The organism is Burkholderia sp. Bp9090 (genome assembly GCF_003857985.1).
In the GTDB taxonomy this organism is placed as follows: Bacteria; Pseudomonadota; Gammaproteobacteria; order Burkholderiales; family Burkholderiaceae; genus Burkholderia.
This window is the reverse complement of the sequence record NZ_QTPV01000004.1, coordinates 92,031-115,751: the sequence shown is the minus strand read 5'-3', so window position 1 is coordinate 115,751 and position 23,721 is coordinate 92,031. Positions and strand designations below refer to the sequence as shown.

General features: G+C 68.1%; 19 protein-coding genes. 16 read left to right on the top strand and 3 right to left on the bottom strand.

Annotated features, from left to right (window positions below):
- The first annotated feature begins 118 nt into the window (after window positions 1-118).
- The 12 genes from DIE16_RS05635 to DIE16_RS05575 all read left to right on the top strand — a co-directional run bounded on the left by DIE16_RS05635 (window position 119) and on the right by DIE16_RS05575 (window position 13,471).
- A complete protein-coding gene (locus tag DIE16_RS05635; RefSeq protein WP_124892047.1) occupies window positions 119-2,236 on the top strand; it encodes a FimV/HubP family polar landmark protein in 2,118 nt (705 codons plus the stop codon).
- The gene (truA, locus tag DIE16_RS05630; RefSeq protein WP_185735452.1) at window positions 2,236-3,048 is read left to right on the top strand and encodes a tRNA pseudouridine(38-40) synthase TruA; all 813 of its coding nucleotides are present in this window, start codon (window positions 2,236-2,238) and stop codon (window positions 3,046-3,048) included. Before DIE16_RS05635 ends, truA begins: the two co-directional genes overlap by 1 nt.
- The gene (locus tag DIE16_RS05625) at window positions 3,045-3,746 is read left to right on the top strand and encodes a phosphoribosylanthranilate isomerase (protein WP_124486494.1); all 702 of its coding nucleotides are present in this window, start codon (window positions 3,045-3,047) and stop codon (window positions 3,744-3,746) included. The genes truA and DIE16_RS05625 overlap by 4 nt, the downstream gene beginning before the upstream one ends.
- Window positions 3,747-3,801: 55 nt before the next feature.
- Window positions 3,802-4,995, top strand: coding sequence for a tryptophan synthase subunit beta (gene trpB, locus DIE16_RS05620; RefSeq protein WP_044843817.1), 1,194 nt, complete (start codon window positions 3,802-3,804; stop codon window positions 4,993-4,995).
- Between the two features lie 9 nt (window positions 4,996-5,004).
- Window positions 5,005-5,856, top strand: coding sequence for a site-specific DNA-methyltransferase (locus DIE16_RS05615; protein ID WP_124486388.1), 852 nt, complete (start codon window positions 5,005-5,007; stop codon window positions 5,854-5,856).
- 41 nt (window positions 5,857-5,897) lie between these two features.
- Window positions 5,898-6,716, top strand: coding sequence for a tryptophan synthase subunit alpha (gene trpA, locus DIE16_RS05610; protein ID WP_044843819.1), 819 nt, complete (start codon window positions 5,898-5,900; stop codon window positions 6,714-6,716).
- Window positions 6,717-6,780: 64 nt separating this feature from the next.
- Entirely contained in the window at window positions 6,781-7,653 is an 873-nt protein-coding gene (gene accD / locus DIE16_RS05605) for an acetyl-CoA carboxylase, carboxyltransferase subunit beta (protein WP_044843820.1), read from the top strand.
- Between the two features lie 100 nt (window positions 7,654-7,753).
- Window positions 7,754-9,064, top strand: a complete 1,311-nt coding sequence (folC, locus tag DIE16_RS05600; protein WP_124486387.1) for a bifunctional tetrahydrofolate synthase/dihydrofolate synthase — start codon at window positions 7,754-7,756, stop codon at window positions 9,062-9,064.
- A gap of 29 nt (window positions 9,065-9,093) precedes the next feature.
- A complete protein-coding gene (locus tag DIE16_RS05595; protein WP_124521346.1) occupies window positions 9,094-9,936 on the top strand; it encodes an SPOR domain-containing protein in 843 nt (280 codons plus the stop codon).
- Window positions 9,937-9,942: 6 nt separating this feature from the next.
- On the top strand, window positions 9,943-10,437 hold the full coding sequence (locus DIE16_RS05590; RefSeq protein WP_044843823.1) for a CvpA family protein: 495 nt from the start codon (window positions 9,943-9,945) through the stop codon (window positions 10,435-10,437).
- 51 nt (window positions 10,438-10,488) lie between these two features.
- Window positions 10,489-12,021, top strand: coding sequence for an amidophosphoribosyltransferase (gene purF / locus DIE16_RS05585; RefSeq protein WP_044843824.1), 1,533 nt, complete (start codon window positions 10,489-10,491; stop codon window positions 12,019-12,021).
- A 259-nt stretch (window positions 12,022-12,280) separates the two neighbouring features.
- Window positions 12,281-13,471: an O-succinylhomoserine sulfhydrylase gene (locus DIE16_RS05575; protein WP_124486385.1), complete on the top strand. Its 1,191-nt coding sequence runs from the start codon at window positions 12,281-12,283 to the stop codon at window positions 13,469-13,471.
- Between the two features lie 128 nt (window positions 13,472-13,599).
- Here DIE16_RS05575 and DIE16_RS05570 read toward each other — a convergent pair whose 3' ends face one another.
- From DIE16_RS05570 to DIE16_RS05560, 3 genes are read right to left on the bottom strand one after another with little or no spacing between them, the layout of a single operon-like run.
- Window positions 13,600-14,553, bottom strand: coding sequence for an NAD-dependent epimerase/dehydratase family protein (locus DIE16_RS05570; protein ID WP_124521895.1), 954 nt, complete (start codon window positions 14,551-14,553; stop codon window positions 13,600-13,602).
- A complete protein-coding gene (gmd, locus tag DIE16_RS05565) occupies window positions 14,540-15,586 on the bottom strand; it encodes a GDP-mannose 4,6-dehydratase (protein ID WP_044843827.1) in 1,047 nt (348 codons plus the stop codon). The genes DIE16_RS05570 and gmd overlap by 14 nt, the downstream gene beginning before the upstream one ends.
- A 35-nt stretch (window positions 15,587-15,621) precedes the next feature.
- Window positions 15,622-16,686 carry an acyltransferase gene (locus tag DIE16_RS05560; protein WP_124521352.1) on the bottom strand — a complete coding sequence of 355 codons (1,065 nt, stop codon included), beginning with the start codon at window positions 16,684-16,686 and terminating at the stop codon, window positions 15,622-15,624.
- 185 nt (window positions 16,687-16,871) lie between these two features.
- Here DIE16_RS05560 and DIE16_RS05555 point away from each other — a divergent pair, with 185 nt between their 5' ends.
- The 4 genes from DIE16_RS05555 to DIE16_RS05540 all read left to right on the top strand — a co-directional run bounded on the left by DIE16_RS05555 (window position 16,872) and on the right by DIE16_RS05540 (window position 23,347).
- Window positions 16,872-17,075 carry a hypothetical protein gene (locus DIE16_RS05555; protein WP_124486382.1) on the top strand — a complete coding sequence of 68 codons (204 nt, stop codon included), beginning with the start codon at window positions 16,872-16,874 and terminating at the stop codon, window positions 17,073-17,075.
- 104 nt (window positions 17,076-17,179) lie between these two features.
- Complete coding sequence (locus tag DIE16_RS05550) at window positions 17,180-19,372, top strand: hypothetical protein (RefSeq protein WP_185735456.1); 2,193 nt, start codon at window positions 17,180-17,182, stop codon at window positions 19,370-19,372.
- 46 nt (window positions 19,373-19,418) lie between these two features.
- A complete protein-coding gene (locus DIE16_RS05545) occupies window positions 19,419-20,885 on the top strand; it encodes a flippase (protein WP_124667672.1) in 1,467 nt (488 codons plus the stop codon).
- Window positions 20,882-23,347 carry a glycosyltransferase family 4 protein gene (locus tag DIE16_RS05540; RefSeq protein ID WP_124891997.1) on the top strand — a complete coding sequence of 822 codons (2,466 nt, stop codon included), beginning with the start codon at window positions 20,882-20,884 and terminating at the stop codon, window positions 23,345-23,347. Before DIE16_RS05545 ends, DIE16_RS05540 begins: the two co-directional genes overlap by 4 nt.
- The last annotated feature ends 374 nt before the right edge of the window (window positions 23,348-23,721 follow it).

The window sequence follows — 23,721 nt, the reverse complement described above, 5'->3', positions numbered from 1 at the left end:
GCGCAGAGCCGCCCAAAGCGTCGCGTTCTGCGCGACGCTTTTGCATTTCTGCGGCGACTTTATTGACGCTTTCCTACGCGAATCCGAGCCGCGCCCGCGCGCGGCGATAGAGCCTACGATGTCCCGAATTTCCTTGTTTCCGCGTCAGTCCCGTCTGGCGCGCGCCGTGCGTGGCGCGCTGGCGATCCTGGCGCTCGGCGCGGCCGCTCCGGCCTGGGCGGCCGGTTCCGGCGAGCTGCCGGCGTCCGCCGCCGGCGGTGCCGCGCCGCTCAACGTGACGGTCCAGCCGGGCCAATCGTTGAACGACCTCGCGAAAGCCGCGACGCAATCGCACGATCCGGGCGTGCTCGCGCGCGCCGGCCGCGCGCTGTTCGACGCTAATCCGCAGGCGTTCATGAAGCACGACCCGAGCCGCCTGAAAGTCGGCGCGACGCTGACGGTGCCGGCGCTCGATGCGACCGGCGCGGCGCTCGTGCCGGCTGCTGCGTCGGGGGCGTCGGCTGCGTCCGCGCCGGTTGCCGCGTCGGGCACGGTGGCGGTCGCGCAGCATGGCGCATCCGCACCGCGTCTTGGGTCGGCCGCGCAAGCCGCGCCGGCCGTATCGGCCGCGCATACGGCGCCGGTCAGCGGGGCGAGCGTCACGGTCGCAGCCGGGGTGGCGGCAGGAGCGTCGGCTTCGAGCGGCGCGTCCGCCGCGCACGGCGCGTCGACGGTCGAATCCGTCCAGTCGCCCGCGGCTGCGGCCGGCGCAAGCGGGCCGCACGTGTGGAACGGCGCGATCCAGTCCGCACCGTCGTCCGCCAGCGAGGCCGTGACGCAGGCCGGACCGGGCGGTGCGGCTCAAGGGATGCACGAACCGTCCGCGGCAGCACCCGTCGCGGGTGCGTCGCAGCCGCGGCCGTCGAGCCTGCAGCAATTGCTCGCGCTGAAGAACCGCGTGCTGATGGAACTGCAGAAGCACGGGATCGGGAAGCCGGCCGCCACGAACAACGTTGCACCGGCGCCGGCGCCCGCTGCGCCGCGTCCCGCTGCGAACGGCACGAACGGCACGAACGGCACGAACGGCACGAGCGGCACGAGCGGCACGAATGATGCGGCGGCGTCAGCTGCCGCGTCGTCGTCGGCTGCGAGCGAAGCGTCGTCCGGCGTGGCCGCGAGTGCGGTGCAGCCGGCATCGGCGCCCGTGCAGCCAGCCGTGCCGGCGGCGACCGCCGCGCCTGCACGCGGTTCGGAACAGATCGACTGGCATCCGGCCGCAGCGGCCGGCGCCGCCGTGGTCGTGCTGGCGGCCGGTTTTGCGTGGCGCAAGCGCCGGAAAGCGCGGCCGACCAACGAAACCGCACCGGCATCCGGCGGGACGGCTGTTGCCGACGGCGGTGCATCGTCGTCGCCGGTCGCATCCACCGAGCCAGTGCCGCCGATTCTCCCCGAGACGCCGTTGGCCCGCGACGCGGCCGCCGATCTGAGTCTGGTCACGGCCGCGGCCGCAGCGGCGGAGACGTTCGAGACGCACGAACCCGAAATCCCGTCGCCGTCGGAAACGGCGAAGCCGCACGACGTTCAGGCGGAAGCATCGTCCGCGCGCATCGCACCCGACAGCGAAGCAACGCCGGCCCCGCACGACGAGAAGCCTGTCGCGGAACCGGCCGCGGACGAGCCGCTCGTCACGCCCGCCGCACCCGCGACGAACGACGCGCAGCACGCAGCGCTGATGCAGAACGCGATCAGCGCGCTCAACAGCCTCGACATGCCGCTGCCGCCGCGTACGGCCGATGAGCCGTCCGCACGGGAAGGGCAAGCCGAAGGCGAGAAAATCGCAACTAACGGTCAATCCGCCGCGCACCCGCCAGTTGGCGCGACCGATCCGTCCCCGGAACATCCGGCCGACCACGACGACGAGTTCGACTGGGATCCGGACGCGGCAACGCCAGCGCCTCACACGGGCGGTGCCGCCGCGCCGTCGTCGCTGCCGCCGCTCGGCGTCGCGCAGTTCGGCGCGCTGAAGCTGGATTTCGATCTCGACCTGCCGTCCGCGCCGGGTGCCGTGCTGCCCGCGCTGACGCCGGAAGAACTCGCCCGCATCGCCCGCAACAAGCTGGATCTCGCGTCGGAGTACGTGCAACTGGGCGATCTGTCCGGCGCGCGCACGCTGCTGCAGGAAGTGGTCGACGCGAACGACGCCGCCACGCGCGACGATGCGCGTGCGCTGCTCGCGAAACTCGCGGAAGAGGCGTGATGCGGATCGCGCTCGGGATTCAGTACGACGGCGCCGCATTCTGCGGCTGGCAAGCGCAGCCGCACGGCAAGACCGTGCAGGATGCGCTCGAGCGCGCACTCGGCGCGTTCGCATGCGTGCCGCTGCACACGACGGTCGCGGGGCGGACCGACACGGGCGTGCACGGGCTCGGACAGGTCGTGCATTTCGATACGGAGCTCGATCGCGCGGATTTCTCGTGGGTGCGCGGCACCAACGCATTTCTGCCGCCCACCGTGTCCGTGCAGTGGGCGAAGCCGATGCCGGACGCGTTCCACGCGCGTTTCTCGGCGTTCGAACGCACGTACTACTACGCGCTGTACGTGCATCCCGTGCGCTCGCCGATGCTGGCCGGCCGCGCGGGCTGGATCCACACGCCGCTCGACGACGACGCGATGCGCGCGGCCGCCGCGCATCTGATCGGCGAGCACGACTTCTCGTCGTTCCGGTCGTCGGAATGCCAGTCGAAGACGCCGGTCAAACACCTGTACCAGATCGACGTGCGGCGCGCGGGCCACTTCATTCATTTCCGCTTCCGCGCGAACGCGTTCCTGCACCACATGGTGCGCAACCTGATGGGCTGCCTCGTCGCGGTGGGGCGCGGCCGCTATCCGGCCGACTGGCTCGCCGACGTGCTGGCCGGGCGCGATCGCAATCTCGCGGCGCCCACGTTCATGGCCGACGGGCTGTACCTCGCCCATGTCGGCTACCCGGCGGAATTCGCCGTCCCGCCCGCGCAGCTCGGCAGCGTGCCGTGGAGCAGCGTCTGGGCCGATCTGGACCCACAATCATGACGGATCACGCCGTGTCTTCTTCGACCTCCGCCGCGGCCGGCCTCGCGCCGCGCACGCGCATCAAGCTGTGCGGCCTGTCGCGCCCCGAGGACGTGCTGCATGCCGCCGCGCTCGGCGCCGACGCGATCGGCCTCGTGTTCTATCCGAAGAGCCCGCGCGCGGTGTCGATCGCGCAGGCGGCCGAACTCGCGAGCCTCGCGCCGCCGTTCGTGTCGGTGGTCGGGCTGTTCGTGAACGCGACCGAAGCGGAGATCGAGGCGGTCGTGCGCGACGTGCCGCTCACGATGCTGCAATTGCACGGCGACGAGACGCCCGAGCAGTGCGACGCCCTCGGCCGCGCGGCGCGCCTGCCGTGGTTGCGCGCGGTGCGCGTCGGCCCCTCGACGCAGCCGGCCGATTTGGTAGAATCGGCTCTTCATTATTCGAAAGCGCGCGGCCTCCTGTTCGACACCCTGGTGCCGGACTACGGTGGTAGCGGCAAGGTCTTCGATTGGTCTCTTATTCCCGCAGAGCTCGCGCATCGGGCCGTTTTGAGTGGTGGCTTGAGCGCGCAAAACGTCGGTGATGCGATTCGCCAGTTGCGTCCGTTTGCTGTCGATGTCTCGAGTGGCATCGAAGTGGAGGGCGCGAAGGGCGTGAAGGATCACGCCCGGATGGCGGCGTTCGTACGCGCGGTGCGCGAAGCGGACGCCGGGTGATGCAAGAAGGTGCGGCCCCGACAGCGGGGCGCACCGACCGATCGAGAGTGACACCATGTACAACCTTCCTGATGATCGCGGCCACTTCGGCCCGTATGGCGGCGTGTTCGTCGCCGAAACGCTGATTCACGCGCTGGACGAACTGCGCACGGCGTATGAAAAATTCCGGAACGACCCCGATTTCGTCGCCGAGTACGAGCGCGAACTGAAGTACTTCGTCGGCCGTCCGTCGCCGATCTATCACGCGCAGCGCTGGAGCGAGACGCTCGGCGGCGCGCAGATCTACCTGAAGCGCGAGGACCTGAACCACACCGGCGCGCACAAGATCAACAACGTGATCGGCCAGGCGCTGCTCGCGAAGCGGATGGGCAAGAAGCGCGTGATCGCCGAGACCGGCGCCGGCCAGCACGGCGTCGCGACGGCGACGATCTGCGCGCGCTTCGGCATGGAGTGCATCGTCTACATGGGCGCCGAGGACGTGCGCCGCCAGGCCGCGAACGTCTACCGGATGAAGCTGCTCGGCGCGACGGTCGTGCCGGTCGAATCGGGTTCGCGCACGCTGAAGGACGCGCTGAACGAAGCGATGCGCGATTGGGTCACGAACATCGAAAGCACGTTCTACATCATCGGCACGGTGGCGGGCCCGCACCCGTATCCGGCGATGGTGCGCGACTTCCAGCGCGTGATCGGCGACGAGTGCAAGGTGCAGATGCCGGAACTCGCCGGCCGGCAGCCGGACGCGGTGATTGCGTGCGTCGGCGGCGGCTCGAACGCGATGGGCATCTTCTATCCGTACATCGACGATGCTTCCGTGCAGCTGATTGGCGTCGAAGCGGCCGGCGACGGCCTCGACACCGGCCGTCACGCGGCGTCGCTGATCGCCGGCAGCCCCGGCGTGCTGCACGGCAACCGCACGTACCTGCTGCAGGACGACAACGGCCAGATCATCGAGACGCATTCGGTGTCGGCCGGCCTCGACTATCCGGGCGTCGGCCCCGAGCACGCATGGCTGAAGGACAGCGGCCGCGCGCAGTACGTGCCGATCACCGACGACGAGGCGCTGAAGGCGTTCCACGACTGCTGCCGGATCGAGGGGATCATCCCCGCGCTCGAGTCGAGCCACGCGATCGCGTACGGCGTGAAGCTCGCGCCGACGTTGCCGAAGGACAAGATCCTGCTCGTCAACCTGTCGGGCCGCGGCGACAAGGACATGCACACGGTCGCCGAGCGATCGGGCATCGCGCTCTGACCCCGACCGATGCGTGACCTGATCGAACAACCGGGCGGCGGCGCCGCGAGCGAAGCGGAGGCGGTGCAGCCTGCCGTCGCCGTGCCGCGCGCACGGCCGTCCGGGATCGAGCTGCACAACCGCGATTTCATGACCGAAGCCGCGCGCCTGCCGGATGCGTCGATCGACCTGATCGTCGCCGATCCGCCGTACGGGCTCGGCAAGGACTACGGCAACGACTCGGACAAGCGTTCGGGCGACGATTTCCTCGCGTGGACGCGCGAGTGGCTCGAGCTCGCGATTCCGAAGCTCAAGCCGAGCGGGTCGATGTACATCTTCTGCACGTGGCAGTACGCGCCGGAAATCTTCAGCTTCCTGAAGACGAAGCTCACGATGGTCAACGAGATCATCTGGGACCGGCGCGTGCCGAGCATGGGCGGCACGACGCGCCGTTTCACGTCGGTGCACGACAACATCGGCTTTTTCGCGGTTTCCAAAGCGTATTACTTCGATCTCGATCCGGTCCGCATCCCGTACGACGCCGACACGAAGAAGGCCCGCTCGCGCAAGCTGTTCGAAGGCAGCAAGTGGCTGGAGATGGGCTACAACCCGAAGGACGTCTGGTCGGTCTCGCGCCTGCATCGGCAGCACGCGGAGCGCGTCGATCATCCGACCCAGAAGCCGCTGGAAATCATCGAGCGGATGGTGCTCGCAAGCTGCCCGCCGGGCGGCCGCGTGCTCGATCCGTTCATGGGCAGCGGCACGACCGCGGTGGCCTGCGCACGGCAGGGGCGCGACTTCGTCGGCTACGAGATCAACGAAAGTTATTGTGCGATCGCGCACGAGCGCGTGAGCGCGCTCGTCGCGCCGGCGTGCGCGTGAGTCGCGCCGCCGAGTCGCCGATCGCATCAAGGAAAATTGCCATGTCCTCCCGTATCCAGCAGACCTTCGCCGCACTCGCCGAACAAGGCCGCAAGGGCCTGATCCCGTTCATCACGGCCGGCGACCCCGATCCCGCGAAGACCGTCGAATTCATGCACGCGCTCGCCGAAGGCGGCGCCGACGTGATCGAGCTCGGCGTGCCGTTCTCGGACCCGATGGCCGACGGCCCCGTGATCCAGCGCTCGTCGGAACGCGCGCTCGCGCGCGGCGTCACGCTGAAGAGCGTGCTCGCCGACGTGAAGCGCTTCCGCGAGACCGACCAGAAAACCCCCGTTGTGCTGATGGGCTATGCGAACCCGATCGAGCGGATGGGCGTCGACGCGTTCGCGGCCGAAGCGCAGGCGGCCGGCGTCGACGGCGTGCTCGTCGTCGACTATCCGCCCGAGGAAGCGGGCGTGTTCGCCGAGAAAATGCGTGCCGCGCAGATCGATCCGATCTTCCTGCTCGCGCCGACGTCGACCGACGAACGCATCGCAGACGTGGGCAAGATCGCGAGCGGCTACGTGTACTACGTGTCGCTCAAGGGCGTGACCGGCGCCGGAAATCTGGATGTTTCGAGCATTGCGGGTAAAATCCCGGCCATCAAGTCGCGCGTGCCGGTTCCGGTGGGCGTCGGCTTCGGCATCCGCGACGCCGAAACGGCGCGCGCGGTGGCCGAAGTGTCGGACGCCGTCGTGATCGGCAGCCGCCTGGTGCAGCTGCTCGAGAGCGCCGCGCCGGAGGGCGCCGCCGCCGCGCTGAAGACTTTCATCGCCGAGCTGCGCGCCGCCCTGGACGGCGCCGGCAACACGGCGCGATAAACACAACACAGGAAGCGGGAACGGGCCGGTCGGCCCGCCCCGCCACGGAACAGGAAACCATACGATGAGCTGGCTCGACAAACTGTTGCCGCCGAAGATCAAGCAGACCGACCCGAAAAGCCGCAAGGGCATTCCGGAAGGCCTGTGGGTCAAGTGCCCGTCCTGCGAGGCCGTGCTGTACCGCAACGACGTGGACGCGAACCTGCACGTGTGCCCGAAGTGCGATCACCACATGCGCATCGGCGCGCGCGAGCGCCTCGACGGGCTGCTGGATCCGGAAGGCCGCTATGAAATCGGCCAGGAAATCGTGCCGGTCGACTCGCTGAAGTTCAAGGACAGCCGCAAGTACCCCGATCGTCTGAAGGAAGCGATGGACGAGACGGGCGAGACCGACGCGATGGTCGTGATGGGCGGCGCGATCCACACGCTGCCCGTCGTCGCGGCCTGCTTCGAGTTCTCGTTCATGGGCGGCTCGATGGGCTCGGTCGTCGGCGAGCGCTTCGCGCGCGGCGCGCAGAACGCGCTGGAGCAGCAGGTGCCGTTCATCTGCTTTACCGCTTCGGGCGGCGCCCGGATGCAGGAAAGCCTGCTGTCGCTGATGCAGATGGCCAAGACCACCGCGATGCTGACCAAGCTGGCCGAGGCCAAGCTGCCGTTCATTTCGGTGCTGACCGACCCGACGATGGGCGGCGTGTCGGCGAGCTTCGCGTTCCTCGGCGACGTCGTGATCGCCGAGCCGAAGGCGCTGATCGGCTTCGCCGGCCCGCGCGTGATCGAGCAGACGGTTCGCGAAAAGCTGCCGGAAGGCTTCCAGCGCGCGGAATTCCTGCTGAAGACGGGCGCGATCGACATGATCGTCGACCGCCGCAAGATGCGCGACGAGATCGCGCAACTGCTCGCGCTGCTGCAGCGACAGCCGGCCGACGCGCTGGCCTGATTGGCGCGGCGTTGTGAACTGCGCGCGTCGCCCGGCTGAACCGCCGGGCGGCGCGTTTCGTTTTTTGGCGTAGTGGCGGTACCGATTCAGATTTGATCCGATGAGCACTTTTCCCACTCTCGACGCGTGGCTTTCGCATCTCGAACGCGCGCACCCGGTCGGCATCGACATGGGCCTCACCCGCATCGGGCAGGTCAAGGCGGCGCTGCAGCTCGAATTCACGTGCCCCGTGATCACGGTCGGCGGCACGAACGGCAAGGGTTCGACCTGCGCGTTCCTCGAGGCGATCCTCGTTCACGCGGGCTACAAGGTCGGCTGCCACACGTCGCCGCACCTGCTCGAATTCGGCGAGCGTGCGCGCGTGAACGGCCAGCAGGTCAGCGACGCCGAGCTGCTGCCGCACTTCGAAGCCGTCGAAGCGGCGCGCACGTCGCTGCCGGAGCCGGTGTCGCTCACGTACTTCGAATTCACGACGCTCGCGATCCTGCACCTGTTCGCGTCGCGCGGGCTCGATGCGGTGATCCTCGAAGTCGGCCTCGGCGGCCGGCTCGATGCGGTCAACATCATCGATACCGATTGCGCGATCGTCACGAGTATCGACATCGACCATACCGAATACCTCGGCGACACGCGCGAGAAGATCGCGTTCGAGAAGGCGGGGATCTTCCGCGCGGGCAAGCCGGCGATCTGCGGCGATCCCGCGGTGCCGAACACGCTGGTCGAGCATGCCGAAGCGATCGGCGCCGACCTGTGGCTGGTCGGCCGCGATTTTCGCTACGAAGCGCAGCCGGGCGCGGAGCGCCAGCAATGGAGCTACCTCGGCCGCGAGAAGCGCTATCCGGCGCTCGCTTACCCGGCGCTGCGCGGTGCGAACCAGCTGATCAATGCATCGGCCGCGCTGGCCGCGCTCGAGGCGCTGCGCCCGGTGCTGCCGGTGTCCGCGCAGGACATCCGGCTCGGGCTCGCGAACGTCGAGTTGCCGGGGCGCTTCCAGGTGCTGCCCGGCAAGCCGGCGATCGTGCTGGACGTCGCGCACAACCCGCATGCGGCGGCCGTGCTCGAGCAGAATCTGGGCAACATGGGCTTCTTCCCATACACGTACGCGGTGTTCGGTGCGATGCACGACAAGGACATCGACGGCGTGCTGCGGCACCTGAAGGGCGAGATCGACCACTGGTGCGTGACCGACCTGCCGCTGCCGCGCGCGGCGAGCGCGGAGCAGCTCGAAGCCGCGCTGCGGAAGGCCGGCGTGGAGGACGGGGCCGATTCGAGCGTGACGCGGTACGCGTCGCCCGCCGAAGCGTTTCGCGATGCACTAAAAAGAGCATCCGAGAATGATAGAATCGTGGTTTTCGGCAGTTTCCATACGGTGGCGGGTGTGATGGCCTACCGGAAATCGCAGCAACACTGACTGAAGGGCAGTTTCGGACTCAGCCATTCATGGGAATTTTCTCGTTCGGCAAGAAAGACGACGACGCGCCCCCGCGGCGCGGCGGTCGTACCGGGGCCTCCCGGAACGTGCGCACGGAGCGCACTGAACGCGTCGAGCGGCGCACGCGTCGCACCGAGCGTCCGGAATCGGACGCGCTGCTCCTCGATCCGACCCTTCCTGAAAAGCAACGCGCCCGCCGGCGCCTCGTCGGCGCGATCGCGCTCGTCGTCGCCGCGGTGATCGTGCTGCCGATGGTGCTCGATTCGCACCCGAAGCCGGTGACGGACGACATCGCGATCGACATTCCGAACCGGCCCGCGCATCAGGCGGTCGCGCCGCGTGACGACGACGCGTCCGACGTGCAGGCGGGCGTCGCGCACGACGAGCCGCCGGCCTCCGACGCCGCGGTGGCGGCCGTTCCGGCCCCCGCGGAGAAGGACACGGCCAAGCCGGCCGCGAAGCCCGAACCCTCGACGACCACGGCGAGCGTGACGCCGCCGAAGCCCGCTGCCAAGCCAGCCGCGGCCGCACCTGCGCCGAAGCCGGCCGCGCCGAAGCCGGCGCCCGCGGCGGTCGCGAACGCCGACGCCGCGGCCGACAGCGGCGATGCGTCGTCGCCGGCCTCGCCGGCCGGTGCGCGCTTCGCGGTGCAGCTCGGCTCGTTCAAGGACGACGCAACGGCCCGTTCGTGGGCCACCAAGTTGAAATCGGCGGGCGTGCCCGCATATGTCGAGCATCGCAAGCAGGCGGACGGCAGCACGGCTAGCCAGCTGCGTGCCGGACCGTTTGCGGATCGCGCGGCGGCGTCCGCCGCGATCGCGAAGGTGCGCGAAGCCGGACTCACGCAGTAACGTGCGATGCTGACGGCTTTCGACTACGCTGTATTGGCGGTGATCGCGTTGTCTGCGCTGCGTGGCGCGTGGCGCGGTTTCGTCTCCGAGATTTTCGGGCTGATCGGCTGGATCGCGGCGATCGCGATCGCCGCCCGCTATGTCGGACTGGTGGTGCCGTATATCCCGGCGAACTGGCCGGGCGGCGCGCTGACGCAGTGGGTGATCGCGTTCGCGCTGATCGTGATCGGCGTCGTGTTCGTCGCGGGTGTCGCGAACGCGCTGTTGTCGCGGATCGCGCAGGCGACGGGCCTCGGCGGGGTCGATCGCTCGCTGGGCATGATGTTCGGGCTCGTCCGCGGCTGCGTGCTGGTGGTGCTGCTGGTCGCGGCGGCCGGGCTGACCGAATTGCCCAAACAGGATTTCTGGCGCAATGCGCTATTGCGTCCTTTCGCCGAACAGGGCGTGCACGAGCTGAAGCAGCTCCTGCCCGACGGCATGGCCCAGTATGTACGCGTGTGACGACGCGGCCGGGCAGGACGGAACCGATTTTGTCATCTTGAAGGACATGCCATGTGCGGCATCGTAGGTGTTATCTCCCAAGCCCCCGTCAATCAGCTGATCTATGACAGCCTGCTGCTGCTGCAGCATCGCGGTCAGGACGCAGCGGGCATCGCGACGGCGGACGGCAGCAATTTCCACATGTACAAGGCGAACGGCATGGTGCGCGACGTGTTCCGCACGCGCAACATGCGCAGCCTGCCCGGCACCTTCGGCATCGGCCAGGTCCGCTATCCGACGGCCGGTTCGGCGTCGAGCGAAGCCGAGGCGCAGCCGTTCTACGTGAACGCGCCGTTCGGGATCATCCTCGCGCACAACGGCAACCTGACGAACTGGGAACAGCTGAAGGACGAGATGTTCCGGATCGACCGCCGGCACATCAACACCAATTCCGACAGCGAAGTGCTGCTCAACGTGTTCGCACACGAGCTGCAGCTGTCGACGACCGGCCTCGAGCTCGATCCGGCCGCGCTGTTCAAGGCTGTCGAGGGCGTGCATCGCCGCCTGCAGGGCTCGTACGCGATCGTGTCGCTGATCGCCGGCTACGGCCTGGTCGCGTTCCGCGATCCGTTCGGCATCCGTCCGCTCTGCATCGGCAAGCTCGAGACCGAACACGGCACCGAATGGATGGTCGCGTCGGAGTCGGTGGCGGTCGAAGGCATCGGCTTCGAATTCGTGCGCGACGTGCAGCCGGGCGAAGCGATCTTCATCGACAAGGCCGGCAACTTCCACAGCCAGCAGTGCGCGGAGAACCCGACGCTGAATCCGTGCATGTTCGAATACGTGTATCTCGCGCGTCCGGATTCGTGCCTCGACGGCGTGCCGGTCTACAACGTGCGCCTGCGCATGGGCGACTACCTCGCCGAGAAGATCAAGCGCGAGCTGCCGAACGTGCCGATCGACGTCGTGATGCCGATTCCCGATTCGTCGCGTCCGGCTGCGATGCAGGTTGCCGCGAAGCTCGGCGTCGAGTATCGCGAAGGCTTCTTCAAGAACCGCTACGTCGGCCGTACCTTCATCATGCCGGGCCAGGCCGTGCGCAAGAAGTCGGTGCGCCAGAAGCTCAATGCGATGAGTATCGAGTTCAAGGACAAGCACGTGCTGATCGTCGACGACTCGATCGTGCGCGGCACGACCTCGCACGAAATCGTGCAGATGGCGCGCGATGCGGGCGCGAAGTCGGTGATCTTCGCGTCGGCGGCGCCGCCCGTGAAGTTCCCGAACGTGTACGGCATCGACATGCCGACGCGCGGCGAGCTGGTTGCGCACGGCCGCACCGACGAGGAAGTCGCGAAGATCATCGGTGCCGACCACCTGATCTATCAGGACGTCGACGACCTGCGCCGCGCGGTGCGCGACATCAACCCGAAGCTCGAGGGCTTCGAGGCGTCGTGCTTCGACGGCAACTACATCACCGGCGCCGTGACGCCCGAGTACCTCGACGCGATCGAGCGCGCCCGTCTCGCACCGGCGTCGCAGGCCGATCGCGACACGGCAGGCGACACCGCGCGTTCGCAGATGAACCTGCAGCTGTCGGTCGAGTGATACCGGCGCACGCTTCGGATGAAGCGTGATAGGATGTGGCCTTGCGTCGATTTGATTCAGCTTGCGGACGCGGGGCGACTTCCCAAAACAGCTAAAGCGAAGGCCGGCGGCAGCCGGCCCGAGTCGATCGCTGTCGTACCGCACCGAAGCCCGCTGATGCCGACGCATAGCGGGCTTTTTGTTTTGGCCTGATTTTTGTGGCTGGGCGCGCGCCGGACGCACGACCGTCGGCGCGACCCTCGAATACGGATAACGGAACATGGACGACTCCCTCAACTTCGACACGCTCGCCGTGCGCGCGGGCACGCTGCGCAGCGACTTCAACGAGCACTCGGAAGCGCTGTTCCTCACGTCGAGCTTCTGCTTCACGAGCGCGGCCGAGGCAGCCGAGCGCTTCGCGAATTCGGAAGACTATTTCACCTATTCGCGCTTCACGAACCCGACCGTCACCATGTTCCAGGATCGTCTCGCCGCGCTCGAAGGCGGCGAGGCCTGTATCGCGACGGCGTCGGGCATGGCCGCGATCATGTCGGTCGTGATGTCCGCGCTGCAGGCGGGCGATCACCTCGTCAGCTCGCGCAGCCTGTTCGGCTCGACGCTCGGGATGTTCTCGCAGATCTTCAGCAAGTTCGGCATCACGACGACCTTCGTCGATCCGACCGACCTGAACGCCTGGCAGGAAGCGGTGCGGCCCGAGACGAAGATGTTCTTCCTCGAAACGCCGTCGAACCCGCTGACCGAACTTGCCGACATCGAGGCGATCGGCAAGATCGCGAAGGCCGCGAACGCGCTGTTCGTCGTCGACAACTGTTTCTGCAGCCCGGTGCTGCAGCAGCCGCTGAAGCTCGGCGCGGACGTCGTGATGCACTCGGCGACGAAGTTCCTCGACGGCCAGGGCCGCGTGCTGGGCGGCGCGCTGGTCGGCTCGAAGGAGTTCATCATGGGCAAGGTGTTCCCGTTCGTGCGCAGCGCGGGCCCGACGTTGTCGGCGTTCAACGCGTGGGTGCTGCTGAAGGGGATGGAGACGCTGTCGCTGCGCGTCGAGAAGCAGTCGGCGAACGCGCTGGAAATCGCGCGCTGGCTCGATTCGCATCCTGCGGTCAAGCGCGTGTTCTATCCGGGGCTCGAATCGCATCCGCAGCATGAGCTGGCGAAGCGCCAGCAGAAGGCGGGCGGCGCGATCGTATCGTTCGAGCTGAAGGGCGACACGCCGGAGCAGCAGCGCGCGAACGCGTGGCGCGTGATCGACAGCACGAAGCTGGTCTCGATCACCGGCAACCTCGGCGACACGCGCACGACGATCACGCATCCGGCGACGACGACACACGCGCGCATCACGCCGGAAGCGCGTGCGGCCGCGGGGATCACCGAAGGGCTGATCCGCCTCGCGGTCGGCCTGGAAAACGCGGGCGACCTGCGCAACGATCTCGCGCGCGGCCTCGAGGGCTGAGCGCGGCGACGCCGGTTTCAGGGCCGGCATGACGACGGGCCGCTCGACATGAACTGCACCCCAAAAGTTGGACTAGATCCAATCTTTGGGGTGTTTTTCATGACGAAGTACGACGAACGTTGCCGGAATCAGCCGGCCCGCGCGTCGCGCATCGCGTCCATCATCCAGCGCAAGGTTTCGTCGAGCGGCGTCACGGGCAGCTCGCCCACCGCGCGCCGCAGCTTGTCGCGCGACCCGCTCAGGCTCTTTACTTCGTTATGCCGAACGAAGCGCGGATCGATCGTCACGTCGATCACGTAACCGGCGATTCGCGACAGCATCGCCAGCACCTCCTTCAGCGAATACGCGCGCTCCGAGCAGATGTTGAACGTCTCGCCGGCCGGCGCGGCTTCGAGCAGCTTCAGATAGGCGGCCGTCACGTCGCGCACGTCGGAGAAATCGCGGCTCACGTCGAGATTGCCGAGCGAGATGCGCGGCGCGTTGCGCGCATAGTGCGATACCAGCTTCGGCAGCAGATACGCGTCGTCCTGGCCGACGCCCGTGTAATTGAACGGCCGCGCGATCACGATCGGCAGGCGGTCGGCCCACAGCTTCGCCGCGTATTCCATCGCGAGCTTGCTGACCGCGTAGTCGTTCGCGGGCGCGGGCGCGACGCTTTCGTCGAGCACGCCGGCCGTCGAATTGCCGTAGATGTTCGCGCTGCTGGCGAGCAGCACCGCCGACGGGCGGCGGTCGAGGCCCGCGAGCGCGGCCAGCAGGTTGCGCGTGCCGACGATGTTGACCGCGTAGGTCTGCGACGGCTCGTCCTGCGCGACGTGCGCGCGCGCGGCGAGATGCACGACCGCATCGGGCCGCGCATCGGCGAGTGCCGCACGGGTCGCGTCCGCATCAAGCAGGTCGACCGGCAGCAGCGTGCAGTGGGCGAGCGCCGGATCGTCGGGCCGCGCCGCGCCGGGCGCCACGGTGCCCCACACGTCGTAGCCGGCCGCAGCGAGCCGCTGCGCCATGTAGCGGCCGGTGAAGCCCGCCAGGCCCGTGACGAACGCCCGGCGCGACGGGCGCCTGGCTTCAGTACGTGTCATGGTGCCGGTTCCGCGTCAGGTCCGCTTCGACCATCATCTGGCAGAGCTGTTCGAGCGTCGTCTCCGGCGCCCAGCCCAGCTTGGCTTTCGCCTTGTCGGCGGAGCCGATCAGCAGGTCGACCTCGGCAGGGCGGTAGAACTTCGGATTCACTTCGACGAGCACGTCGCCGTTCGACGCGTCGAGGCCGCGTTCCTGCTCGCCCTTGCCGGTCCATTCGATCTGATAGCCGGCGGCCGCGAACGCCATCTGCACGAAGTCGCGCACGGTCTCGGTGCGGTTGGTCGCGAGCACGTAAGTGTCGGGCTCGTCGGCCTGCAGCATCCGCCACATCCCTTCGACGTATTCGAGCGCGAAGCCCCAGTCGCGCTTCGCGTCGAGGTTGCCGAGCTCGAGCCGGGTCGCCTTGCCGAGCTTGATCTTCGCGACGGTGTCGGTGATCTTGCGCGTGACGAACTCGCGGCCGCGCAGCGGCGATTCGTGGTTGAACAGGATGCCGCTGCAGCCGAACAGGCCGTAGGACTCGCGGTAGTTCACGGTCATCCAGTGCGCGTACAGCTTCGCGACGCCGTACGGGCTGCGCGGGTAGAACGCGGTGGTTTCCGTCTGCGGGATCGCCTGCACCTTGCCGAACATCTCGGACGTCGACGCCTGATAGAAGCGCGTCTTCGGGCTCACCACGCGGATCGCCTCGAGCAGGTTCAGCGGGCCGACGCCCGTGACCTCGGCGGTCGTCGCCGGCTGGTCGAACGACACGCCGACGAAGCTCTGCGCGGCCAGGTTGTACAGCTCGTCGGGCTGCGTGCGTTCGAGCAGCCGCAGGCTGGAGCCGGCATCCGTCAGGTCGTGCTCGACGAGCGACAGGTTCGGGTGCGTGTCGACGCCGAGCTCGGCGATGCGCCAGAAGTTGACCGAGCTGGTGCGGCGGTAGGTGCCCGTGACTTCGTAGCCCTTGTCGAGCAGCAGCTTGGTCAGGTAGGCGCCGTCCTGCCCGGTGATCCCCGTGATGATGGCCTTCTTGCGAGTTTGGCTCATGGCAATGTCCTGGTCGAAACGATGGATTGAGAAAGTCAGGCGGTCGTGCGCGCGGCGGCGGGTACCGTGCTGCGCGCGGGGCCGCGGGTCAGGCGCCGCTCGAAGCCGTACCAGCTCACGGTGGCGTACACGAGCGTGATGGCCAGCGCGAGCGCGGCCGTGACGAAGCGGTTCAGGTGCAGCGGCCACAGCGCGTACAGCACGCTCAGGTGAATCAGGTAGACGGTGTAGCTGACGGTGCCGACGTACACGAGCAGCGGGTTCGTCAGCACGCGCTGCACGACGCCGCGTCCGCGCAGTGCGATCACGACGATCGATGTGCACAGCAGCAGCGAGATGCTGTAGAGCGCGGCGTTCGACAGCGGCGTGTTCGCGGCGCGGAAACGCGGGAACGACAGGTGCAGCCAGCCGAGGATCGCGAGCGACACGAGCGCGCCGACGATCGCGAGCGGATAGAACGGCTCCAGCGCGCGCCGGTCGCGGCGCAGCACGATCGCGAGCAGCGCGCCAGCGGCGAGCAGGTCCATCCGGAACGGCGTCAGGTAGTAGATCGGCCAGAACGAATCGAACCACGGCGTCGCGATCGCGCGCAGCACGGGCGCCGCGACGATCAGCGCGGCGGCGATCCACAGCAGCGCGCGCTCCGAACACCACAGCACGACGAACGGCCAGAAGATGTAGAACTGCTCCTCGACGGCGAGCGACCACAGCACGTTCAGGCTGTCGTGGCCGATGCTGCCGAGCGACAGCCCGATGTTGGTCGAGAAGAACGCGAACCACGGCCAGTGCGGCAGCCAGCTCGCGCCGAACAGCAGCGTCGACACGACCAGCAGCAACACGTACGGCGGCAGGATCCGGCGCACTCGGCGCGCGTAGAAGTGGCTGAAGTACGACTGTCCGCGCGCCTTGCGCTCGAGCAGGATGCCGGTGATCAGCAGGCCGCTCAGCACGAAGAACAGGTCGACGCCCATCCACAGCGGCGCCTTCAGCGCGTGTTGCAGGAACACGGCGCCGACGGCGATCGCGCGCAGCCCGTCGAGCTGCACGATGCGGCCGTGTTGCGGCGGGGCGAGGTCGGCGGTGCGCGAGATGCCCGTCATCGCGCCGCTCCTTCGCGACGCGCGGCCGATGCCGACGCGCGCCGCGCATTCGATGCGTGAACGTAATGCATGCGTTTAAAGGGGATATTGATTCGAAATCGATTCTAGGGAAAAGAAATCGGCAAAAAAACGCATGTCATTTATTCGGCTGAAAACATTCAAATGCCGGTCGTTTCAATCACGAGATGAAAGATTTGCAGGCCAGGGAGGCCGTCGGGCGGGCCGGAGCGGAATTTTCTACGGATCGTCGCGTGAAAGGCGGTCGTTATTTCCGCTTCGCCGGGGTTATTCCGGACGATTCCGGTTCAATATTTCAGGCGGAAACATCCCCAAATATTTCCAAATTTCTTGTGATTATTTTTGCTTGTAACCTGCATCGCGACGTTTGAAACCCATTTAGCGACAGGTCATCCAGGCACGCAGCACGCCGCGGGCGCCGGTCGCTTTTGCATCGAGTCTGGAGAGCGCATTGCGACGTCTGATTCTGGTTGGCATGACGGTATGCGCGGCGCTGTCCGCGAGCGCCGCACCGGCTGAAACCGTGTTGCCCGCGACCACGTCGTGGATCGGCAACACGTTCGGCTACGGCGACGGCAGCTGGACGCAGATCGACATTCGCGCGATCGCGGTGACGCCCGACGGCAAGGTGTATACGAACGCGCCGTGGGACGAGAGCGGCGCCGAGGCGAGCGTCTACCAGGACGGGAAGATGCTCGGCTTCGCCGGCGGCACGCATGGCTGGGGCAACCTCGGCGGCAACGCGGTCGCGGTGAACGGCAAGTATGCGTACGTCGCGATCGGCGTCGGCAACGAGCGCGGCCATCTGCAGTCGCCCGGCATCTGGCCGGACAAGGGCAAGCAGTGGTACGGCATTTCGCGGCGCACGATCGGCGACATGAAGCAGCCCGCGCCGTTCCGCGCGGCGCCGCAGGTCGCGCCCGGCGGGCGCGCCGATGCCGGCCGGGCGCGAATGGCCGCGAGCTTCATGGTGATGAACGAGGTGGCGGCACCCGCGCGGTCGGAGGTCGGTGAGCTGAAGGCGGAAGTGGGCGGCCTCGCGGCCGACGACAAGACGTTGTTCGCGACGAATCCTTCGCATGACGAAGTCGACGTGTACGACGCCGAAACGATGCAGAAGAAGGGCACGTGGAGTGCGCACGAGCCGGGCCGCATCGCGCTCGCCGGCGACGGCACGCTGTGGCTGCTCACCGATACGCTCAACGGGCCCGCGCACCTCGTGCACGTGCGCGCGGACGGCCGCAAGCTCGACGACGCGCCCGCGCTGCCCGAGGGGACCGATGCGGTGGACGTGGCGGTCGACGCGAAAGGGCGCGTGCTGGTCGCGGACAACGGCCCGCGCCAGCAGGTGCTGATTTTCTCGAAAGGCGGCAACGGCTATGCGCCGTCCGGCACGCTCGGCGAGCGCGGCGGGATCTTCGCGGGCCCGGTGCCGGGCCGCCCCGGGCCGCAACGCTTCAACGGGCTGACGGGCGTGGGCGTCGATCGCGCGGGCAACGTGTACGTGTCGATGAACGGCATCGGGCCGCGCCACGACACGATCGGTGCGGGGCTCGGCGCGGTGCTCGAGAGCTACACGCCGGACGGCAAGCTGCGCTGGCAGGTGCAGGGGCTGCTGTTCGTCGACGGCGCGTGGCTCGATCCCGCACGGCCGAACAGCGTGTACACGGGCAACAAGCGCTTCGAGCTCGACCTGTCGAAGCCGCCCGGCCAGGACTGGAAATACGCCGGCTTCCTGTCGAACCGCTTCAAGTATCCGGACGATCCCGTGTTCCACACGGACCAGTACCCCGGCATGCCGTTCGCGCGGCGCGTCGACGGCCGCACGTTCCTGTACCTGACCGACATGTACGCCGATCACCTGAAGATCTACCGCTTCGACGCGAAGCGCGACGGCGAGGTCGCGATTCCGTCGGGCCTGATCGCGGGCCGTGCGCGGCCGGTCGACAAGGTGCCCAACAAGCCGCCGGGCGGCGACTGGATCTGGCGCGACGCGAACGGTAACGGCCGGCTCGACGAGGACGAGTTCACGACCAACACGACCGGCAAGGCGAAGGCGGGCGGCTGGGGCTGGTGGGTCGACACGAAGGGCGACATCTGGCGCACGAGCGACGTGCGCGGGATTCATCGCTTCGGCTACGGCGGCGTCGACAAGGCCGGCAACCCGATCTATTCGTACGACAAGGTCACGACCTATCCGATGCCGCAGCCGTTCACGCAGCTGCGCCGCGCGATCTACGAGCCGCAGACGGACACGCTGTACGTGACGGGCTACACGGCCGACGCGCCGCCGCAGCCCGGCATCAACAAGGAAGTCGGCCGCGTGCTGGTGCGCTTCGACAAGTGGTCGAGCGGCTCGCCGGTGGTGCGCTATACGGTCGCGCTGCCGTGGCAGCTCGACGCGAAGCCGATCCTCGACCTGATCGGGATCACGGTCGAGGGCCGCTACATCTTCACGGTGGAGCCGGTCGGGAAGATCCACGTGTACGACAAGGAAACCGGCAAGGAGGTCGGCGTGATGAGCCCGGGCGCCGAGGTCGGCAAGGCGTCGGGCTGGGTCGACGTGCCGTTCGGCATCAGCGCGTTCCGGCGCGAGAACGGCGAATACCTGGTGTTCGTCGAGGAAGACGCGCGCGGCAAGGTGCTGATGTATCGCTGGAAACCGTGACGGGCGGCGCACCGTCGTCGCAGTCGCCGTCACACAAGGCAGAAGCATGGACAAAGGCATACTCAAGAACGTTTCGATCAACTTCATCGGGCTGATCCTGCCGACCTTCGTGTCGCTGGTGACGGTGCCCGCGTATATCCACGCGCTGGGCGTCGAGCGCTACGGCGTCGTCAGCCTCGTGTGGACGCTGATCGGTTATTTCGGGATCCTCGATCTCGGGATGAGCATGGCCGCGCAGAACCACATCTCCAAGGCGCTCGCGAGTGGCGACGCCGACGAAAGCGCGCGCGTGTTCTGGAGCGCGTTCTGGCTGAATCTCGGCACCGGCATCGTCGGCGGGCTGCTGATCTATTTCGGCGCGTTCATCTACACCGAGTACTTCACGAAGGTGTCGGCGGCGATGCAGCACGAGGTGTATCTCGCGCTGCCGTGGCTCGCGCTCGCGATTCCGCTCGCGAACGTGTCGTGGGTGTTCGCCGGCGCGATCAACGGCGCCGAACGGTTCGGCGTGTTCAACACGAACCAGACGATCGGCACCTTCCTGTTCCAGCTGCTGCCGCTCGGCGCCGCGTGGTGGATCGCGCCGAACCTGCAGACGGTGCTCGCCGCCGCGGTCGTCGCGCGGCTGATCGCGGCGGTGATGCTCGGTCACGCGAGCATCAAGGTGCTCGGGATCCGGCGCATCGACCCGCCGCAGTGGGGCACCGCGAAAGGGCTGTTCAACTTCGGCGGCTGGATGCTGATCGCGAGCATGGCGAGCATGATCGCCGACACGCTCGATCGCGTGATGCTCGGCGCCGGCATGGGCGCGAAGTTCGTCACCTACTACACGGTTCCGCAGAACCTCGTCACGCGGCTGAACATGCTGCCGAACGCGCTGGTGCGCACGCTGTTCCCGCGCCTGTCGGCGGTCGGCCGCGATCACGCGGACACGCTCGCGCGTCAGTCGCTCGAATTCCTGAACGGCGTGTTCACGCCGGTCGGCATCGTCGCGATCTTCGCGCTCGCGCCGTTTCTCACGCTGTGGGTCGGCGCCGATCTCGCCGCGCATTCGGCGCCGGTCGGGCGCGTGCTGGTGATCAGCGTGTGGCTCGTCGGCCAGGCGAGCGTCACGCGGATCCTGATCCAGTCGCAGGTCAACCCGGCGCGCGCCGCGTTCGCCGGGCTCATCGAGATGCCGTTCTTCGTCGGCGGCCTGTGGTTCGGCATCCATCACTTCGGGCTGATCGGCGCGGCGGTGGTCGTCGCGACCCGCGCGCTGGTCGACTACGGCGTGCTGCTTTACCTGTCGGCGATCCGGATGCGCGCGATCGTGCTCGACATGCTCGCGCATCTCGCCTTCCTGCTCGCGAGCCTGTTTCTCGCGCAAGCGTGGTCGGGGCTCGGCGAGTCGATCGGCCTCTGCGCGGTCGTGCTGGTGCTGAACCTGGCGTGGTCGTTCACGATGACGCCGGCCTTGCGCGCGCTGGTGCGTGACTTGTTCGTCCGTCTCAATGCGAGGAAAACCGTATGAATCGCGATCTGGCGGAACACGCCATCCTGAACCTCGCCACGGCCGATGCCGCCGCGGCCGAAGCCGGCGACGCCGCTGCGCTGCGCCGGGCCAAACCGGCCGGGCAGGCGAGCGCACGCGATGCGTCGCGCCCGCTGCGCGTGGCGATCGTCCACGACTGGCTCGTCACGTACGCCGGCGCCGAGCGCGTGCTCGAACAGATCGTCGCGTGCTTTCCCGACGCGGACCTGTTCAGTCTCGTCGATTTTCTCGACGACCGCGCGTTCGTGCGCGGCAAGCCGGTGACGACCTCGTTCATCCAGAAGCTGCCGTTCGCACGCACCAAGTACCGCAGCTACCTGCCGCTGATGCCGCTCGCGATCGAGCAGCTCGACGTGTCGGACTACGACCTCGTGATCTCCAGCAGCCACGCGGTCGCGAAGGGCGTGCTGACCGGGCCGGACCAGATGCACATCAGCTACGTGCATTCGCCGATCCGCTACGCGTGGGACCTGCAGCACCAGTATCTGGAACAGTCGAACCTGACGCACGGGCCGAAGTCGCTGCTCGCGCGGATGATCCTGCATTACATCCGCAACTGGGACACGCGCACCGCGAACGCGGTGGACGGCTTCGTCGCGAACTCCGCGTTCATCGCGCGCCGCATCCGCAAGGTGTATCACCGCGACGCGGCGGTGATCTTCCCGCCGGTCGACGTGGACGGCTTCTCGCTGAACGAGGTGAAGGACGATTTCTACCTGACGGCGTCGCGGATGGTGCCGTACAAGAAGATCGATCTGATCGTCGAAGCGTTCTCGCGCACGCCGGAGCGCAAGCTCGTCGTGATCGGCGACGGCCCGGAGATGCAGAAGATCCGCGCGAAGGCGGGCCCCAACGTCGAGATCATGGGCTACCAGCCGTTCGCGGTGCTGCACGACCGGATGCGGCGCGCGAAGGCGTTCGTGTTCGCGGCCGAGGAAGATTTCGGGATTTCGGTGGTCGAGGCGCAGGCGTGCGGCACGCCCGTGATCGCGTACGGCAAGGGCGGCGCGCTCGAGACCGTGCTCGAGCCGCGCTCGCACGCGCAGCCGACCGGGCTGTTCTTCGACGAACAGACGCCGCATGCGATCGTCGCGGCGGTCGACGATTTCGAGCGCGCGCCGCAGCGCTTCACGGCGCACGCGTGCCGCGCGAATGCGGAGCGCTTTTCGGCCGACACCTTTCGGCGGCGCTTTCTCGATTACGTGGAGACGGCGCTGCCCGGCTCGACCGCGCAGCGCGGCACGGCCGTCGCGCCGATGCCGGCCGCGCGCGGCCCGGCGACGCTCGTGCTGGATCAGAGCGGCGTGCTCGGCGGTGCGGAGCTGTCGCTGCTGGAGATCATGAAGCACATGCGCGCGAACGCCGATGTGCTGCTGTTCGACGACGGCCCGTTCCGCGCGGCGCTCGACGAGATCGGCGCGCGCGTCGACGTGCTCGACCAGGGCGCGCTCGCCGGGGTGCGCAAGCAGGGCGGCGTGTCGGCCGGCGCGTTGAAGCAGCTGATCGCGCTCGTGCGCGACGTCGCACGGCGTGCGCGCCGCGCCGAGGTGATCTACGCGAACACGCAGCGCGCGATGGTGGTTGCCGCGCTGGCCGGGCGGCTCGCGCGCAAGCCGGTGGTCTGGCACCTGCGCGACATCGTCAGCGGCGACCATTTCGGCAGCAAGCAGCTGATGGCGATCAAGTACTGCGCGCGGTTCGGCGTCACGCGCGTGATCGCGAACTCCGACGCGTCCGCGCAGGCATTTCGTGCGCTGACGGGCTTCACGCCGCAGCACGTCGACGTCGTGTTCAACGGCATTTCGGCCGAACCGTTCGACGCGCTGGACGATGCGAGCCAGGCCGCGCTGCGCGCGCGCTTCGGGCTGCCCGAGCACGCATGGCTGGTCGGCTCGTTCAGCCGCCTCGCGCACTGGAAGGGGCAGCACCTGCTGCTGGAGGCCGCGGCTCGCCATCCCGGCATGCACGTGGTGCTGGTCGGCGCGCCGCTGTTCGGCGAGGACGAATACGCGGCGCAGCTGCACGAGATCGTCGCGCGTCACGGGATGGACGACCGTGTCCATTTCCTCGGCTTCCAGCGCGACGTGGCCGCGTGCATGAAGGCGGTCGACGTGGTCGCGCATACGTCGATCACGCCGGAGCCGTTCGGGCGCGTGATCGTCGAGGGCATGCTCGCGCGGCGGCCGGTGGTCGCGGCTCGCGCGGGCGGGGTCGTCGAGATCATCGAGGACGGCGAAAACGGGCTGCTCTGCGAGCCGGGCAACGCGGCCGCGCTGGCCGACGCGCTGGGCAGGCTGCAGCGCGACGCCGCGCTGCGCGAGCGGCTCGTCGTGAGCGGGCGGGCGACCGCGGTGCGCCGGTTCGGCACCGAAACCTATGTAGCGCGGGTCGAGAAGATCCTCGCGGATACCGCGAAGGCCGCGAAGGCGAAGAAGCGGTAGGTGGCGGCTTGCTGCGGCATGTGAAGCGTGTCGTCGTGAACCGGCGGAACCGGGCCCCCATGCGGCGTTGCGCTGCATGGGGGCTTTGCGCTTTGGGCGCGGCCGAGCGCTGTCGCGCACCGGGCACGCCGCACGTGACGAATCCGTAATCTGCGCAAAGCCGAGCGATTGCGTGAGCGTGAGCGGCGGAATGCGGGGCCGCCCCGGGTCGCGGGATGCGGGCTGCAACGACGATGCGCTCGGGCGGCGGAGCGATGCGTCGCAGCGGGCGTGAATCCGGCCGCCGCCCGGTTCGGAATCGCTGTGCGGGACGCCAGGAGCGGCGCCGTGCGGTCCTGCCGCGGATCGCGTGAGGGGTCGGCGACGCGACCGCC